General features: G+C 58.6%; 11 protein-coding genes and 1 pseudogene. 4 read left to right on the top strand and 8 right to left on the bottom strand.

All coding sequences use genetic code 11. From position 1 onward, the window contains the following. Position 1: 1 nt before the first annotated feature. Genes AB3X86_RS33830 through AB3X86_RS33805 form a run of 6 tightly spaced genes read right to left on the bottom strand, consistent with a single transcriptional unit; the run spans position 2 to position 5,426 of the window. Positions 2–439, bottom strand: a complete 438-nt coding sequence (locus tag AB3X86_RS33830; protein ID WP_368599369.1) for a lytic transglycosylase domain-containing protein — start codon at positions 437–439, stop codon at positions 2–4. Further along, positions 439–1,740 carry a TrbG/VirB9 family P-type conjugative transfer protein gene (locus AB3X86_RS33825; RefSeq protein ID WP_368599326.1) on the bottom strand — a complete coding sequence of 434 codons (1,302 nt, stop codon included), beginning with the start codon at positions 1,738–1,740 and terminating at the stop codon, positions 439–441. Before AB3X86_RS33825 ends, AB3X86_RS33830 begins: the two co-directional genes overlap by 1 nt. Next, entirely contained in the window at positions 1,737–2,540 is an 804-nt protein-coding gene (locus AB3X86_RS33820; protein WP_368599325.1) for a transglycosylase SLT domain-containing protein, read from the bottom strand. Before AB3X86_RS33820 ends, AB3X86_RS33825 begins: the two co-directional genes overlap by 4 nt. Continuing rightward, positions 2,533–3,831: a TrbI/VirB10 family protein gene (locus AB3X86_RS33815; protein WP_368599324.1), complete on the bottom strand. Its 1,299-nt coding sequence runs from the start codon at positions 3,829–3,831 to the stop codon at positions 2,533–2,535. The genes AB3X86_RS33820 and AB3X86_RS33815 overlap by 8 nt, the downstream gene beginning before the upstream one ends. 12 nt (positions 3,832–3,843) lie before the next feature. Continuing rightward, positions 3,844–4,728, bottom strand: coding sequence for a TrbG/VirB9 family P-type conjugative transfer protein (locus tag AB3X86_RS33810; protein WP_368599323.1), 885 nt, complete (start codon positions 4,726–4,728; stop codon positions 3,844–3,846). Then, positions 4,725–5,426, bottom strand: coding sequence for a type IV secretion system protein (locus AB3X86_RS33805; protein WP_368599322.1), 702 nt, complete (start codon positions 5,424–5,426; stop codon positions 4,725–4,727). Before AB3X86_RS33805 ends, AB3X86_RS33810 begins: the two co-directional genes overlap by 4 nt. A 424-nt stretch (positions 5,427–5,850) precedes the next feature. Between AB3X86_RS33805 and AB3X86_RS33800 the strand changes: the two genes are divergently transcribed. Then, entirely contained in the window at positions 5,851–6,396 is a 546-nt protein-coding gene (locus AB3X86_RS33800) for a hypothetical protein (protein WP_368586314.1), read from the top strand. 151 nt (positions 6,397–6,547) lie between these two features. On the opposite strand, the gene AB3X86_RS33795 is transcribed toward AB3X86_RS33800, so the two are convergent. After that, the gene (locus AB3X86_RS33795) at positions 6,548–7,924 is read right to left on the bottom strand and encodes a replication initiation protein (protein WP_368599368.1); all 1,377 of its coding nucleotides are present in this window, start codon (positions 7,922–7,924) and stop codon (positions 6,548–6,550) included. 836 nt (positions 7,925–8,760) lie between these two features. Between AB3X86_RS33795 and AB3X86_RS33790 the strand changes: the two genes are divergently transcribed. From AB3X86_RS33790 to AB3X86_RS33780, 3 genes are all read left to right on the top strand, one after another. Beyond that, on the top strand, positions 8,761–9,969 hold the full coding sequence (locus tag AB3X86_RS33790) for a ParA family protein (RefSeq protein WP_184228696.1): 1,209 nt from the start codon (positions 8,761–8,763) through the stop codon (positions 9,967–9,969). After that, complete coding sequence (locus AB3X86_RS33785; protein WP_368599321.1) at positions 9,966–10,949, top strand: ParB/RepB/Spo0J family partition protein; 984 nt, start codon at positions 9,966–9,968, stop codon at positions 10,947–10,949. The genes AB3X86_RS33790 and AB3X86_RS33785 overlap by 4 nt, the downstream gene beginning before the upstream one ends. Before the next feature lie 2,578 nt (positions 10,950–13,527). Next, positions 13,528–13,857, top strand: a complete 330-nt coding sequence (locus AB3X86_RS33780; protein WP_368599320.1) for a helix-turn-helix domain-containing protein — start codon at positions 13,528–13,530, stop codon at positions 13,855–13,857. A 103-nt stretch (positions 13,858–13,960) separates the two neighbouring features. Here the strand turns inward: AB3X86_RS33780 and AB3X86_RS33775 are convergent. Further along, a pseudogene (locus tag AB3X86_RS33775) lies at positions 13,961–14,113 on the bottom strand (IS3 family transposase); the annotation flags it as partial. Between the last annotated feature and the right edge of the window lie 128 nt (positions 14,114–14,241).

Genomic DNA, 14,241 nt, shown 5'->3' with positions numbered 1-14,241 from the left:
GTTATTGCCCCTGCCGCTGCAGGCGGCGATAGATTGCGTTGGCATAGATCAGCTGCTTCTGGGTCGAAACCGCGTTATAGGCACCCACGGCCTTCCAGGTCGGCCCGAACTGTTTGATGTTCGAGGCCAGAATCCACGTACCGACGTAGGCGTTCACGCAGGCGTTGAAAAGGTGCTCCCGGCGAATGCCATACCGGGCAAGCCTGGGTAGCCACGATGAGTTGATCTGCATGAGGCCGATGTCTTCGGTCCCGTTGCTGTTCACGTTCACTGCGTTCGGCCGCATGCCGGATTCGTGCTGTGCGATCGCGCGGACCAGTTGTGCGCTGACGTGCCGGTAGGCAGCAGCGTCATCAAGGCAGTCAGCCCGCGCAACGGAGGCACTGCCAAGCAGCACCGCGCTGACCACGGAAACAATGGAAATGCGCGCACCGTGCATCACGATTTCGCCACCGCCGTTGCGGGCGCCGTCGGCGCGGCAGGAGAACCGGGCACAGGACGCTCGAAATACTTCACGTCGTGGCGACGGGTGACATTCACGGTATTGCCATCCGCGGTGACGATGAACTGCTCGGCCGTACCGTTGAACATGTAGTACCGGCCCTTCTGCTCGCCGGAACCCAGGTGCTTCACGTCTGTTACATGGATCTGCACTACCGACGCGGCGAACTTGAAATACGTTTGGCCGTCGCGGTCGAACACGGCCTCGAGATGCGCCGGGCTGGTGGTGTCGAATTCATAGACAGTCCCCGCGGAACGCGCGAGCTCGACCGTCTTCGTGCCGTCCGACGCGACCATGCGCTCGGCGCGCTCGATGGTCATCACGTTGGTCCCGGCATCCCACTTCGGATGCAGCGAACGGCCTTCGGGCGTTCGGAACGTCAGCTCCCCGGTCGGCTTCGACGCGAAGCGGATCTGTGTATGCGTGTCGTCGCCGTCGCGGATCGCCTGCGCGCCAAAGTATTCGGCCAGCAGGGATGCGGGCGCAGCGGCCGGTGCCGCTTCCTCTGGTTTTGCAGCCACCGTCTGCACAACGGCATCGGCTTGCGGTTTCTCGCCAGCGGCATAATTGAGCGCGCCTGACTTCGGCGCATCGCGGTGCAGGCGGATGTGTCGCGACGTGAAGTCGACGTCCGCATACAGTCCGGTTTGCGTCATCAGGCGATCGAGCGCCTGCATCCAGTTCTCGCCCGCACGCGTGGCAAAGGCGCTTGCATCCGTGATGTCCACATCCTTCTGTGCAGACCCGGTCCAGCCCTGCGGAGCCAACGCCTTCACGAAGCTGGCCACGGGCATGCTTGCCTTGAGCGCGCGGACCGGTTCGAGCGCACCATGCGTGCCGATGAGGACGAGGCGATTGGTGAAGCCATCAAAACCAGCGGGCTGATCGTCACGCAAAGCCGCGAGCGCGCCACGCGCTCCGCCGCCGATGAACGTGTTCGCCTTCGTCCAGCGCGCGCTGGCCTGCCGGCCGGCCACCGTGTACGTGACCGTTTCGGGCGTGCCGTCGACCACGACATAGGGGCCTTCAGCGTGGCCACCGACCGCGGAAATAACCTGGCCCGCGCGAGGCTGGATGTAGGTCTTCGATCCGTCGTTGAAGATGAGCGCAGGACGTTCTGCGATACCGCCTGCAATCTCGTAATCGAAATCGAATGGGTCAGTGTTCGCCGCATGTGCCGTGATAGCGCCGAACAGCGCGAGACAGGCAAGAGCAATTCGGGAAACGTTGAGCTTCATAGGCCGGCCTGGATCTGGTTGAGGTGCCGCGCGAAACGCGCGAGATACGCCTGCCCCGGAGCCGGATTGGCGCTGTGGTAATACGCAATTGCTTTCGCAACCGACCGCGTCTTGCTGTAGTTCTCGTTGAGAATGTCCTCAGCAACACGGATGCTGGTCGCCGGCGCCAGGGCTTCCCACGGCGAAGCGAAGCGCCGCGCATGCCAGCACCAGTTCACCTGCATGAGGCCTACGTCGAAGTCGCACCGTCCACTGGCAATCAGCGACTGGATCACGCGGTATGCGTCCTCGCGGGACCTGAAGAAATAGCCCTGCCCCGCGACGTTCAGGGTCCATGGCCATGCCCGGCCATCGAAGGCGGACTCATTGAGCGCGATGCCCGCCAGCACCTTCGGATCGACGCTCGCGTGCATCAGCTCGAACGGCGCCGTCGCGCCTGCGCACGCCCAGCCGCCGCGACCTTCCGCGATCGCAGCCTGTGCGTCGTCATCAAGCACGACAGGTTGCAGCCAGCCCTTCTTCACCAGCAGACGCTCGAGCGGAACCTCGCGCGCATCGACAGACACCGTCATACCGGTCTCGGGATTGCTGCGCACCGGCTGGCCGACGAGTGGTGCGGCCCACGATTCGAACGCTTTCGGCCCGCAGTAGAAAACGGGTTTGCCATCGAAGTTCGCGACCGAGCGTGCGCCTGCCTGCGTCAGCACGACGCTCGTCGGGCTGATGACGTTCTCGATGGTCGCCGCGCGGCCTGTTATCGAAAGCGCCGCCAGCGAGAGGATGACGAGGCGCCTAGTCACCGCGGTACGGCTCCATGTAGATGTCGCGATTGACCTTGATCATGAAGCGGCGCTCGCCCGGGCCCGTCGTGATCGTGGGCGGGATGTTCTTGTAGCGATCGAGAACAGACTGCGACGTCTGCGCCGCGACCTGTCCGGCCGTCGTGCCTACCTGCGTGACGCCGAGCGGGCCAGTGGTGGTCGACGACGTGCCGCCCTTGTCGAATGCGCCCAGAAGGATCGCCGTGAGGAACGACGTGCCGAAGATCTTCAGGAAGTGGCTGTTGACGCCACCGGAGAACCCTGCCGATCCATCGGCATCCGCACCCTGCCCGCCGTAGAGCGGCACATGCTTGCCGTTGGGCAGCCGCATTTCGGTTGCCGCCACAAGAATGGTCTGTTGGCCGGGCTGGATATCCGAACTGTAGGGCGCGGTGATCATCGTGCCCTTCGGGATCATCAGGCAGTCACCGCGAATGCTGTCGTAGACGTCCTTTTCCACCATGAGCGCAGCGGTGCCGGGACGATCGGAATTCAGCCCCTCGATGGAGAGCACGGGAATATGGTGCGGCGGCGAAAGCACGCAACCGTGCGCCTGTCCAACGAAGCCGCCGCGGGAAAAATCCTCGCCGTTGCCGGATTGCCCTGCTGCGGTCCTGATAAACGCCGTGTCGCGGTCCTGCGTCGATGAAACGGCGCCACGCCCGGCCTCCGGACCAATGCCCGCTGCCGCCAGCGCTGCGGCAACCTGTGCACCGGCTGCACCGGTGGAAGCCTGCTGGGCGGATGCCTGTCGCGCGGCAATCTGCTGCGGCGTGAGGATGCCCGGTGGCAAGGTCGCCTGCGTGGTCCCGGAATCCTTGACCTTGACGCCGGGACGGAAGATCGCCGACGCGTAAATTGCGTCGGTATCCGCCTGCGTCTTGAGTTCGCGGGTGCGCTGGTCAGCGACGAAGTTATCCGCGGTCAGACCTGGCGCGAGGCTGGGCGCTGCAGCCGAAGCAGCGCGCGGCAACGCGGCGGCTCTCGCCTCGGACGCCGCAATCCGTCGTGCAGCCGATTGCTGATCCTCAATGATCTTGTCGACGTCCCGGGTGCTGTTCGACCTGTCGACCACTTCTGCCTGTTTGGCCTTCTTTGCAAGTTTCGCCTCGTCGTCGGCCTTCGCGCTCTCCTTGACCTGATAGTAAAAGCCCAGTGCCGCAATGACGACGGCCGCGACTGCGCCCGCGCTGATGAGCGCGTTGCGTGGCGACTTCCCCTTGACGATCTGCGCCTGCGCGCCCGTCGGCTGTCCGTTTAGCCCTGTCATGTGCGCGTGCTCTCAGAAGCCGAAGATGCCGGGACGACCGCGCCTGATCGTGACCTGGTCGTTCGCAGCGCGCAGGACGATCTCCTCGGGCACTTCCTGCACGACGATGTATTGCCCACGACGGATGAAGTTGGGGCTGACGTTGTCTCCATGATCCTTCACGATCGGCACTGCAAAAGGCGCATTCGCAGGCAGGCGCAGCCACACCGACTTGCCATCATCGAATACCGTCTCCGGCCGGAACGGCGCCGAACCCGAAACCGTGTAGTCGAAGTTCAGCTTGTCGGGCGATACACCAAGCGGACCGGAACCATTGGCATTGGGTCCACCCTGCCCCGCATCGGTCGCGTCAGCGTTGCCATCCTCGCGCGCGCGTACCTTGGCCATCAGTGAACCGGGATAGTTGAACCGCACGGTCTGATAGAAGAGGCCACCCATCGGCGACGAGACGAGTGTCATGTCGTACTCGCGCTGGTTGGTCGTGAGGTGCAGCGTGTTGACAAGACCCGGCTTGACCGGCTTGATGAATACGTGGTTCGACCCGTCGGTATCCACGATCCACCGGATTGAATCGCCAAGCGCGGGCTCAGTCGCCAGCACTTCTCCGCGCGCCAGCTCGATCGTTGTCGTCTTGAGCGGCGCAGTCATGATGCGGTAGATCTGGTCGCGGCTATAGGGGAACACCGCCATGCGGGCGTCACCCGGCATGGTGATCGGGTCGGTACCGGCGTTATAGGGATTCACCGGGCTCATGGGATCGCCAATCGCAGTAGCGATATCGAAGGGTGCGGACGGAGCCGGGCTGCCCTTCCCTGCAGCAGACACTGGCGAGCAGACCACCGTGACGCAGGCAAGAGCCGCGACCCACGAGGCGAGCGTGCGGGAGTCGATCATCATTGCGTTTTCTGGATGGAGAACAACGGATAGAAAACGCCGAACGGGTTCGTACCGAGCGCGTCTTCCGAAGTCGGGGGAATGATCTGGTAGCGGAACGTCAGCGCGTACTTCTGCACCACCGGCTTGTCAGTCGGCGATTGCGTCGTGCTTGTTGTGAACTCCACCACCGCGGTCGAGTCTTCGAGCATCGCGACGTTGGTCACGCGCACTTCACGCACCAGCTTCGGGTTGAGCGTGATCTGCTGGAACGGTGCATCCGTCTTGACCCAGTCGCCGAACTGGTTGCGAGCATTGCCGACCATCATGGCCTTCACGCCGTTGATGTTGCGAGCCATGCGCGAGGTCTGGATGTCATCGGTGAGGACCGGCTCGATCGTGAACCATCGCTCGACGGTCTCACGAAGCGAGGTGCGGATAGCCTGATCGTCTGGCTTGTATGCCGTCAGCTGGGTAACGACAGCATGGCCGTTCGCGTCCCCCGCCACACCATAGGCCTTCACGACGGACGGCGCTGGATTTCGGGTGTAGATTGCGCCGCCAGCAATGAACACGAGGATGAAGCAGAAGGTCTTCCAGTGGTTCGCTTCAACGCGCAGGCGCGAGCCGTTATCGAAGATGATCTTCTCGGGATCATCTTCGGAATAGCCCCCAGGGGCGGTAGACAGTGCTATCTGCTTTTTGCTGCGGAAAAGAGGCATGACGCTCGTTCCATTTGGACCGACTCCATTGAATCAGTCCGCATGGGAAGCAACTCATGCAAAAGAGGTGCGATTTGTGGGCGCTTTCTGGGCTGTGGGGCTCGGCGATGGGTCGCGTCAGCCGGCTAACGGGCTTAAGCCGAAATGATGACGATTTTGGGGTAGCTTTCGGGGCAACGACTGCGAGCGTATCGAATAGGATCGTGGCTGTTTACATGGGTTACATGGAACCGCACAGTCACGTCATTGATTTAAAACGAGAATGTCGAGCTTTCGGTGTCAGCCGGCTGACGGAAGTTTTGGCGACGTCCAATTCAAAATGCCAAGTTCCTCAATCGCGACATGTGATCGCCCGGTTGATGCTTGAGGTTCCTTGACATTCGAGCGTCCGGGTTAGCCTGAACTCATTTTGGAAAGATCCATTATGCAGACAGATTCACTTACGCTTCTTCAGCGAGAGGCTCTCGCCCAATACAACAGCCTGCGCCAACGGAAGACATCGATCATCATGTTCGGGCGGCTTTGCCGCTCGTTTTTGAATCGGGAAATTTGGCGATCGCAGTCTGAATTGGCTTCAGCCTTGGGCATTTCGAAACCACACGTCAGTCGGTTGCTGCGCGCAGCAAAAGTCCCAGACGAAGTTATCCACACTTTTGGCGACGCACATCGCATTTCCTTTGAATCCGTGGAAACACTCGCGAAGATTGAAAAGCGGACTGGGCGTATACTCTTGATAGCGCGCGCCGTGAGCTTTGGCGCCCGTTCCGACCTCAAGGTGCACGAGATACTCGCGGGCCTGGCTACTGGGTTTCTGGCGCCGATCCGACAACAGGTCGTGAGGCTCACACGCCATAAAGAGGAAGGTTACATCAGGCTGTACTCGCCGCAGTTGACCAGCATTTCGTCGGATCTTCCGCGTCTTGAGAGGGCAATCAACGCGGTTTTGATTGGAGTGTTGCAACTTATCTGATAGGCCGCCGGTCGGGGACGACGTGTCCGTTGAGCTTCGTCGTTTTCATCGCCTGGTCGGAATGCATGTCCGCAAAATTCGCACAGGAAAGACGCCGGCGGAAACACAGGACGTTCTGCGGCCAACATGCGTTACAAGTATCGAACTGAGACTAGCGAGACTTGCCAGACCTTGACCTGTTGAATACGTAGCCGGCGAATCCGTCTTTTAGGTCGGGGTACTTCTGGATCGTCGGTTCAGCCAAATCGCTGGTTGGATCGATGCCCAGTCGACGCAAAGTGAGTTTGCCGGCGGGCGTTACCTTATAGGTCCGTCGCCAGTCCTCTCGCTGTCGAGGTGTCGCTGCTTCATAAGCTTCCCATCCGCGCCGGACTTCTTCGACTCTACGGTCCTGAGCATACACATCCTGGGCGGCGATCCGCAACGCCGCCCGATTGACAGCCTTTTCTTTCACTTCGACTTCGCGTTGTTCTGTCAGCGCCAACGTTTCCTGGATCTCTACCATCTGACGCTCAGCGTCGGAGATGATCCACCCCTCCTTCAGTGCCTTCATGAAGAATCCCGCCGGACTCTTCGACACCTTACCCAGTTTCAAGCTGAAGCGCGTGCGCTCGATTGCCTGCTCCAATCGTTCATCGTTGTAGGTGTCGCGCGATGCCGCGATCTGGTTGAGTTGAGCGCTGGATAGCCCGAACTCCTGCTTCAACGTTTGATAGATCGCTTGCGCCTGCTCGTGAGTATGAAGGATGCGCTCAGCCATCTCTTTGCGCTCAATGCGGAACTTCAGGCGACCGATTTTCCGAGACCCCTGCTCGTTGCGCGTCTCGTATGAAAGCCTCAGGTCGGAGACCTCGTTGATCTGCTCAATAGCAGGTACTAGCCAGTCTCGTTTGAAGTACTTGAACTCGTTTGCCTTGGCACCCATTGCCCCTTGCCACAAACGCAATTCATCGAGCGTAAGCCAATCCGTTTCTCCGTCATCGGCGTATGGAAGCAAGTGGTCGTACATGACCCGTGCGTAGCTGAGGGTGAAGAGTGACGTAATACGCAGGCTGAGCCAATGCGACTTGCCTGGACCACGAATGATGTCTATGAGATCCGGAGGTACTCGAAATTGGAAGCGGCCGCCAGAGTACGAGATGCGTCCGATCAGTTGTACTGAGCCAAAGGGCTTTTCGCCATCGGCGTCCGGAGCAGTGGTCGCCTGGATCAATGCTCGTTGGGCTTCTGTGATGACTTGCTCGAGATGGGTGTTGTTGCGACTCGAGTAACGCATAAGCCATTTGAAGTAATCCAGCTCAACGTCATAGAGGCTACGCACCTGTTCGTCCTGAGCAACGATGAAATACGCCGCATCGATCAGACGTCGCGCTGCGACGCCTAAATCGATAATTCGAATAAGGACGTTCTTTCGCGCGAAGCCAATATCGGATCGCGCTGTGTCGACCGGTAGATCCTGACCGGTTGCGTCGTCGAACAAAGCCAAGGCCAGTTGCCGAGATGTGGCTACTTGCCCTGCAGTTGTCATGCGGCCTCCAAGGTTGCGGTCAAGGATATCTGGAGCGGTACGGTACCGATGGGAAGGTGCGAAGTCAACACAGATCACCTCACCTTGCTCGGCGGTCCACACAGAACACCTCACCTTTCACCCGCCCCTCGCCACAATTCGCCTCACCCTCGCGCCAAATCGCCTCACCTTGCTGCTCAATTTGGTTCACCTTGGGGTGGTAAACGCCTCACCCTAGCTCTCAATTAACAGCACCTTTGACACAATTCGCCTCACCTCGGGTATCTAACTCCCTGTTTTTTAAAGAAAGTCTGCTTTACGTTAGTTGTTTGTGGTTTTTGTTTATTTTGTAAACACTAACCACGGCGGGCCGAATGTGCGCGACGAACAAGCTGCCGCGGAGCGATGCAGTCTGCGTTTGTAAATGGGAAAGTGGGATTGGGCTGACGCAGAGACTAGGGATCTTTGACAAAAACGTCGTCGGCGTGGCCTTCAGCGAAGGTGAGGCGAATTGTGTGGCGCACAAATGAGGGCCGAAATTTGGCGGCTTTTGAGTCCGGATAAGGTGAGGCGTTCTGTGTTGGCGGGTTTTATTTTTCGACTCCGGGCCCGTTAGTCGTCTCTCCCTTTGGCGATTTTCCGTTACAGTCTTCCGCTAATAAGACCGGGTAAGTAGTTGAAATAAAAGGAAATAAACGTTGGCGACGATTGAACTCGCTGTTCCAGTCAGATTTCAATGGCAATTCTGCAGTGGGATGAGTATTCTATGGTTCGACGCGTGATCCACCAATAACCGTAGAAATCGATGGTGAGCGTGAAGAAATCAGCTCACCTAGACAAAACATAGGAACTGCAAAATGAACTTGAGCGAATTGCCTGGGATAGACAGGCGCGTGAAGCTCTCCAATCTCGGTGAGTTCGCTGAGCGTCTGTCAGTCATGGCGAATGAACTACGCGACCAGATTCTGGCTCCGCGACCTCGCAAGAACCCTCCCGTCTTCACGATTGGGGAGTTGGCAGAGCTGTGCGGTATCGACCGCCAGAAGATTAATTATCTGGCGACTAAGGAAGGTGGGGAGCTTCCGCCCGGCATGGCGCACGGCACAGGCAGGGCGCGCATCTTCTCTCTTAAAGATGTTCGCACGTGGGTACAGCAAGTATCTGACATCTACCAGACTCCGCTCGTCACCGGCACTCGTGAGCATCGTGGCCGCGTGTTGATCACTGCGAACTTCAAAGGGGGCTCCTGTAAAACCACTACGACCATGTGCCTGGCGCAAGGTTTGAGCCTGCGCGGTCGCAAAGTCCTTGTCATTGACCTCGATCCGCAGGCGTCCCTCTCGGAACTCTGCGGCTTGTATGCGGAAAAGGACGTGACGTGGGAGGACACGGTCCTCCCTTTCATCTACGACCCGAACATCGAAGGCGGACTCGCCGCGAAGGTTCAAAGTACATATTGGGATGGCCTCGACGTTATCCCTGCACACAATTACCTTCATGACGCGGAGTTTCATCTTCCTACGGCGCAACAGACAAACCCAGGCTTCGAATTCTGGTCTGTTCTTCGCAAGGGAGTTGAACCGCTGCGGGCCCAATACGACTACATCATTCTGGACACCGCCCCGTCTCTTTCGTACATGACCCTTAATGGCCTGATGGCGGCAGATTCGATGGTTATGCCATTGGTTCCGGAGAGCTTGGACTTTATCTCCTCGGTATCTTTCTGGTCTCTGTTCGCCGAAGTCGCGCATGGGTTCGTGGAGCATGAGGTCGATAAAACGTACGACTTCATCTCTGTCCTCCTGTCTCGAGTCGACTATGGAACAACATCATCAGCGCCGGTTGTCCGCTCCTGGTCTCAACGTGCATATGGGGACTGGCTTAATACAACGGAGGTTCCGGCCAGTTCCGTTATGAGCAACGGCGCGTTAGCCTTCTCGACGGTCTTCGACCTATCGCGTTCTGATGCTGTTGCGAAGACTTTGGCCCGGGTAAAGCAACCGCTGCTGGACTACTGCAAGTGGATCGATGATCAGTATGTTGCGCAATGGAGGGCCGGACAATGAGCAACTTGCGTGAGCGCATGATGAGCAAGACTGCTGAGGTCCGGGCAGCGAAAGACATCAAGCTTGACCAGCAGCAAGAAAAACCCACCAGCCCGCGAACCGCCCCTGGGATGGCAGGAGCGTTAGCTCAGGCACAACAGCGAATAGTCGAACTTGAGAAGGCAGGCACCGCGTCGGACGTAGCCGTTGCGGACATCGTTCCTAACCCGTGGCAGCCACGGAAGGTGTTCAACGAAGCCAAGATGGCGCAACTCGCCGAATCGATTCGGGAAGCGGGGCTGGTTCAACCAATCGTAGTTCGACGGGCGGCGCCCGGCCATCAGATTGTTGCTGGCGAGAGGCGTTGGCGTGCCCACAAGATGATCGGGAAAGAGACGATCAAGGCTGTCATCATCGATCTTTCGGATGAAGAGATGGCGATGTTAGCCCTTGTGGAAAACGTCGTGCGCGACGACCTGTCCGACTATGAGATCGCTCGCTCTATTCGTAGCACCGAGAAAGAGTTTCCCAACCGGAAGCGTATGGCGGAAGGTCTGGGTATATCTCGTTCGGAGCTGTATCGCTTCCTCGCTTTTTCGGATCTTCCAGACTTTGTGGTCAAGGATCTAGATATACAGCCGAGACTCCTGGGGGCGAGTGCCGCAGAGGGCCTCGTTTCGGTCTTGCGGGACCAGAACCCAAAAACGGTCGAAGTGGCGCGAGAGGTATGGGCAAGAGTGGTGGCTGGGGAACTCGATCAATCGAAACTGGCGAGAACAATCAAGCAAGCCATCCAAAGCGGTGACAATGGATCGCGTAGTGTCAGTGACCGTAGCATCGAGAAAATTTTTGCGGGAAAGAACCAGGCCGGGTCGATTACGAAAGATGCTGTAGGATTTACCGTGAAGATTCGAGCCGGAATGCTTACGGACGAAAAAGAGAGGCAGATACGGATGCTCATCGCTGAGCTTTTTTCGGGCAGCAACAGCAGTGCTGAGTAAGATAAAGGTGCCCCAAGAGGGCACTTTTTTTGGCGATCCCTCCTCAACTTCTGGCTGTGCGCGTGTCCCAACTTGGGACACGCGTCCCCCGTCGTAGAAAGGCTCAGCAATTTGGGAGATCATATCCCCTAGATTCGGAACTTTATTTGTCGCGGACTGAAGGTGGCAGCGACGATCCTTTTTGCCGAGCGAGTGTCCCAAGTTGGGACACGTGTTTTTTCGGGCACTCTCTCGCCGTCAATATTGATTTACACAGCGCAGCATGTGCGGTCGAAGGCCCGCGTCGCGGCATAACCGCGCCGGGCGAAGGCCCCACATGAGGGCATAAGCCACGCTGCCTTCGCTGCAAGCGATCGTTGGATGCAACGGGAAGCGACTTAAGCGTCGGCTCTTGCCTGCTCCTGAACGGTGGCGAGCATCATTGCATCGGTTGCCACCATTCGTGATCTTCGCCGCTGACAACAGATCCAGTTTGGCCGGACGCGGGCAAAGCCCCGCCGTTTGCGGCGAGAGAAGAAAGCGCGGACGCGAAAGGCGTCTTGACATTGTGTCAACACCGATACGGTTGCCTGCATGCAACGAACTTCAGGCGCACCGATCGAACTGATGCCAAAGGTGGCCGCAAGTGCTTCCTCTGTCGCATTTCCGGTCCTAGCCGGTCCGTCAATAACGACGTGCTGATGTAGCCGGTCAGACGCTAGGCTGGCCACGCGGGGATGTGCAAAGGACTAGCCCCATGGCGCGATAGCGAAGAAGCGGCATCGTCGGCCGAGGCCCCGTTCACCCCTGCAACAGAGCCTGAATGATCAGGCGCGTGGTTGCGCCCGCTTCTGCGAGAAGTGTGGCGCTCACGCAGATCACGAAGCGCGGCCACTACGACGGCTTCCCCTACCCACCAAAACAGAGCCGGGTCGATTTCAGGGTGCGCCGCGGAGTTCCAAGAGTCGCATCATGGAAGGTGCACAGGGCAACGTTCCGGTCAGCCACTGGGTGTTCCAAACGCCGCGCGACTCGAGCGGCATGATCCGCAAGCGACATCAACCATCGGCTTACTGGGCATTGACCGGTTTGCCGCGTTCTCCGATGTTTCGCGTCTTGAGGCGCTCAACGGATCAGGCGGTACTAGAGACGTCTCGCGCTTGCGCAGCGCTTGCTATGGAGGACCTGTAGACGCGCAGCATGGCGAAGTCGACTGCGGGCACGCTTGGGTATTTGGTCAGAACATACAGGCCAACTCTGTCCTGAACACAGTGATTCTCGAGTAGGACTGGGGCGACGTTCCGCGTCAACTTGAGCAAAAGCACGACTGAGAGGGTGGCTGGCTCGCTTCCGTGCCGAGCAGAAAAGCGAGACGCATCCCTCCGGCGGACACGTCTCAGCAAATAACCGCAACACATGGGCGAAATTCCGCTTGTATTGCGTACGGCCACAGGGAACCCTGTCGATATGGCTGACACAATCAACATGCCGCGCCGCGGCGGAACGCTTTCAGCAGCGAAGAGCTGGACATGCCCCGGCTAATCTGTAGAGAGATGCGGCAGTCCGGTCGCTCTGGGAAACTGGAACCCGGCCGAAGCGATGACGCATGATGCTTGTCACGCGTAGCGCCGCAGGAATCTCCGGCCTTCAGGCCAAGGAGGATGGCGAATACGTACAAGCAGTTCTCGAGACGAGCTCGTAAGCGCGAGATGGTGGGTCTGCGGCGGCACGCCGCGCTAGACGCAGTATCTCGTCGACGCGCTCGCTCATCCACTCTCGCGAACTCTCGGTGTCGATGCAGAATGTGCCCTCGGGCGGCGCAAAGCAAAATCCCTGGCATAACTAAGGAGTTGCCGTCATGTTGCCTGAGGCTTAGTTGGAAACTCGAAATTCCCGCGGCAGAATTGCGCGCCGCCTCTGTGAAACATTGCCGAACAATTTCTGGCAGCTCCCAAGCCCCGTCTGTCAGCGCTCTTGCGGCTTTGACCGCAATTGTTTCACGGCTGGGTCCTCAATATGATCGGCAAAAAGACTAAGAGCTGTCGCTCGGACGGGGCCTTCGCCGCACGGACGCGTCGGACGTAGTGAACATTACGTAATTTGTAGCTTGCCGGATTCTGCGCGGCTGGCTGTCCGAGAGGACTTCTGTCAATGATGGAAGGCGGTATGACGAAACAAGACACTTCGCAGGCCGCCCATGGGCCCGACACAGAGAGATCGCCAACTTAGTGGAATTCATGCATACGGCGGATGCGCGAAGCGTCAATGCCTTGATGGTGGCGACCAACGGGGAAATCGGTCGGGGGCGTTAGGGATTGAGGAGGGAGGCGAGGGTGGGGCGGCATACCGCGAGGCACTGATTAAGCGCTCGGTACCGATATGTCGCGGCGATTCGAACGGGGCTTCGGTTGGCGCATTGTTGCGCAGATGCGGGCTCTCTAAAGGCTTGGCAGATTGAACGAAATTGGCCCAGATGCGCGTGAAGCCTCGTCGTTCACGGCGGGGAAGGAAAGCGCGGACGCCAAAGGCGTCCTTGACAACGCTTCGGTTCTGATACGCTTGAGCCATGCAACGACTCTAGGCCTTCAAGTTCGAACCGATGCCCAACGGCGAAACGCAACGCAATATGCGCGTGTTGGCGGGCGCGTGCCGGTTCGTCTATAACGAGGCGTTGGCGTTGCAGGTCGAACGCCACAAGGGCGGCGATAAGAAGCTCGGCTACGCCGGCCTGTGCAAGCTGCTCACGGAGTGGCGCAACGGCGCGGAAGCACCGTGGCTCAACGATGCGCCAGTCCATCTGCTCCAGCAGGCCTTGAAGGACCTTGAGCACGTCTACACCAACTTCTTTGACAAGCGGGCCGAGTTCCCCCCGTTTCAAACGAATGGGCGAGCAGGATGGGTTCCTCTACCCGGACCCGAAGCAGATTAAACGTAAGCGGTCCATCTTTAGCGTCTGGCAGTGATCGCCAGGAGCGAGGAGCATAGGCGTCCACCAATTTGGACTGACTCCCAGAAGTTGGACGGTTAGATGGCTACGCCTGACGGAATTGAGTCCGATATTTTACGGGGCTCATGCCCTGCAGTTTTAGCTTGATACGGTCATGGTTGTAGTACCAGATATAGTCCTTTATGCCGACCTCCAGCTCGTCAAGATTATCAAATTTGTTGAGATAAAAGAACTCCGCTGAGCTAAAGTCGGAAGTGGTGTACGGGGGATCTGGGGCGGGGAATTGAAGGCGGTGGAGGTTTCAGCTGAGAATCTGATTGTCGAAGTCGGAAACCAGCAAACAACAAACCATCCACCATGAGCAAG

Source organism: Paraburkholderia sp. BR14374 (assembly GCF_040948685.1).
In the GTDB taxonomy this organism is placed as follows: domain Bacteria; phylum Pseudomonadota; class Gammaproteobacteria; order Burkholderiales; family Burkholderiaceae; genus Paraburkholderia; species Paraburkholderia youngii.
This window is presented reverse-complemented; position numbering and strand designations above follow the sequence as displayed.

What these genes read in the sequence shown, in the direction of transcription:
- AB3X86_RS33830 (WP_368599369.1), bottom strand. Translation starts at nt 439, where the DNA reads ATGCACGGTGCGCGCATTTCCATTGTTTCCGTGGTCAGCGCGGTGCTG.
- AB3X86_RS33790 (WP_184228696.1), top strand. Translation starts at nt 8,761, where the DNA reads ATGAACTTGAGCGAATTGCCTGGGATAGACAGGCGCGTGAAGCTCTCC.
- AB3X86_RS33815 (WP_368599324.1), bottom strand. Translation starts at nt 3,831, where the DNA reads ATGACAGGGCTAAACGGACAGCCGACGGGCGCGCAGGCGCAGATCGTC.
- AB3X86_RS33805 (WP_368599322.1), bottom strand. Translation starts at nt 5,426, where the DNA reads ATGCCTCTTTTCCGCAGCAAAAAGCAGATAGCACTGTCTACCGCCCCT.
- AB3X86_RS33780 (WP_368599320.1), top strand. Translation starts at nt 13,528, where the DNA reads ATGCCCAACGGCGAAACGCAACGCAATATGCGCGTGTTGGCGGGCGCG.
- AB3X86_RS33800 (WP_368586314.1), top strand. Translation starts at nt 5,851, where the DNA reads ATGCAGACAGATTCACTTACGCTTCTTCAGCGAGAGGCTCTCGCCCAA.
- AB3X86_RS33810 (WP_368599323.1), bottom strand. Translation starts at nt 4,728, where the DNA reads ATGATGATCGACTCCCGCACGCTCGCCTCGTGGGTCGCGGCTCTTGCC.
- AB3X86_RS33785 (WP_368599321.1), top strand. Translation starts at nt 9,966, where the DNA reads ATGAGCAACTTGCGTGAGCGCATGATGAGCAAGACTGCTGAGGTCCGG.
- AB3X86_RS33825 (WP_368599326.1), bottom strand. Translation starts at nt 1,740, where the DNA reads ATGAAGCTCAACGTTTCCCGAATTGCTCTTGCCTGTCTCGCGCTGTTC.
- AB3X86_RS33795 (WP_368599368.1), bottom strand. Translation starts at nt 7,924, where the DNA reads ATGACAACTGCAGGGCAAGTAGCCACATCTCGGCAACTGGCCTTGGCT.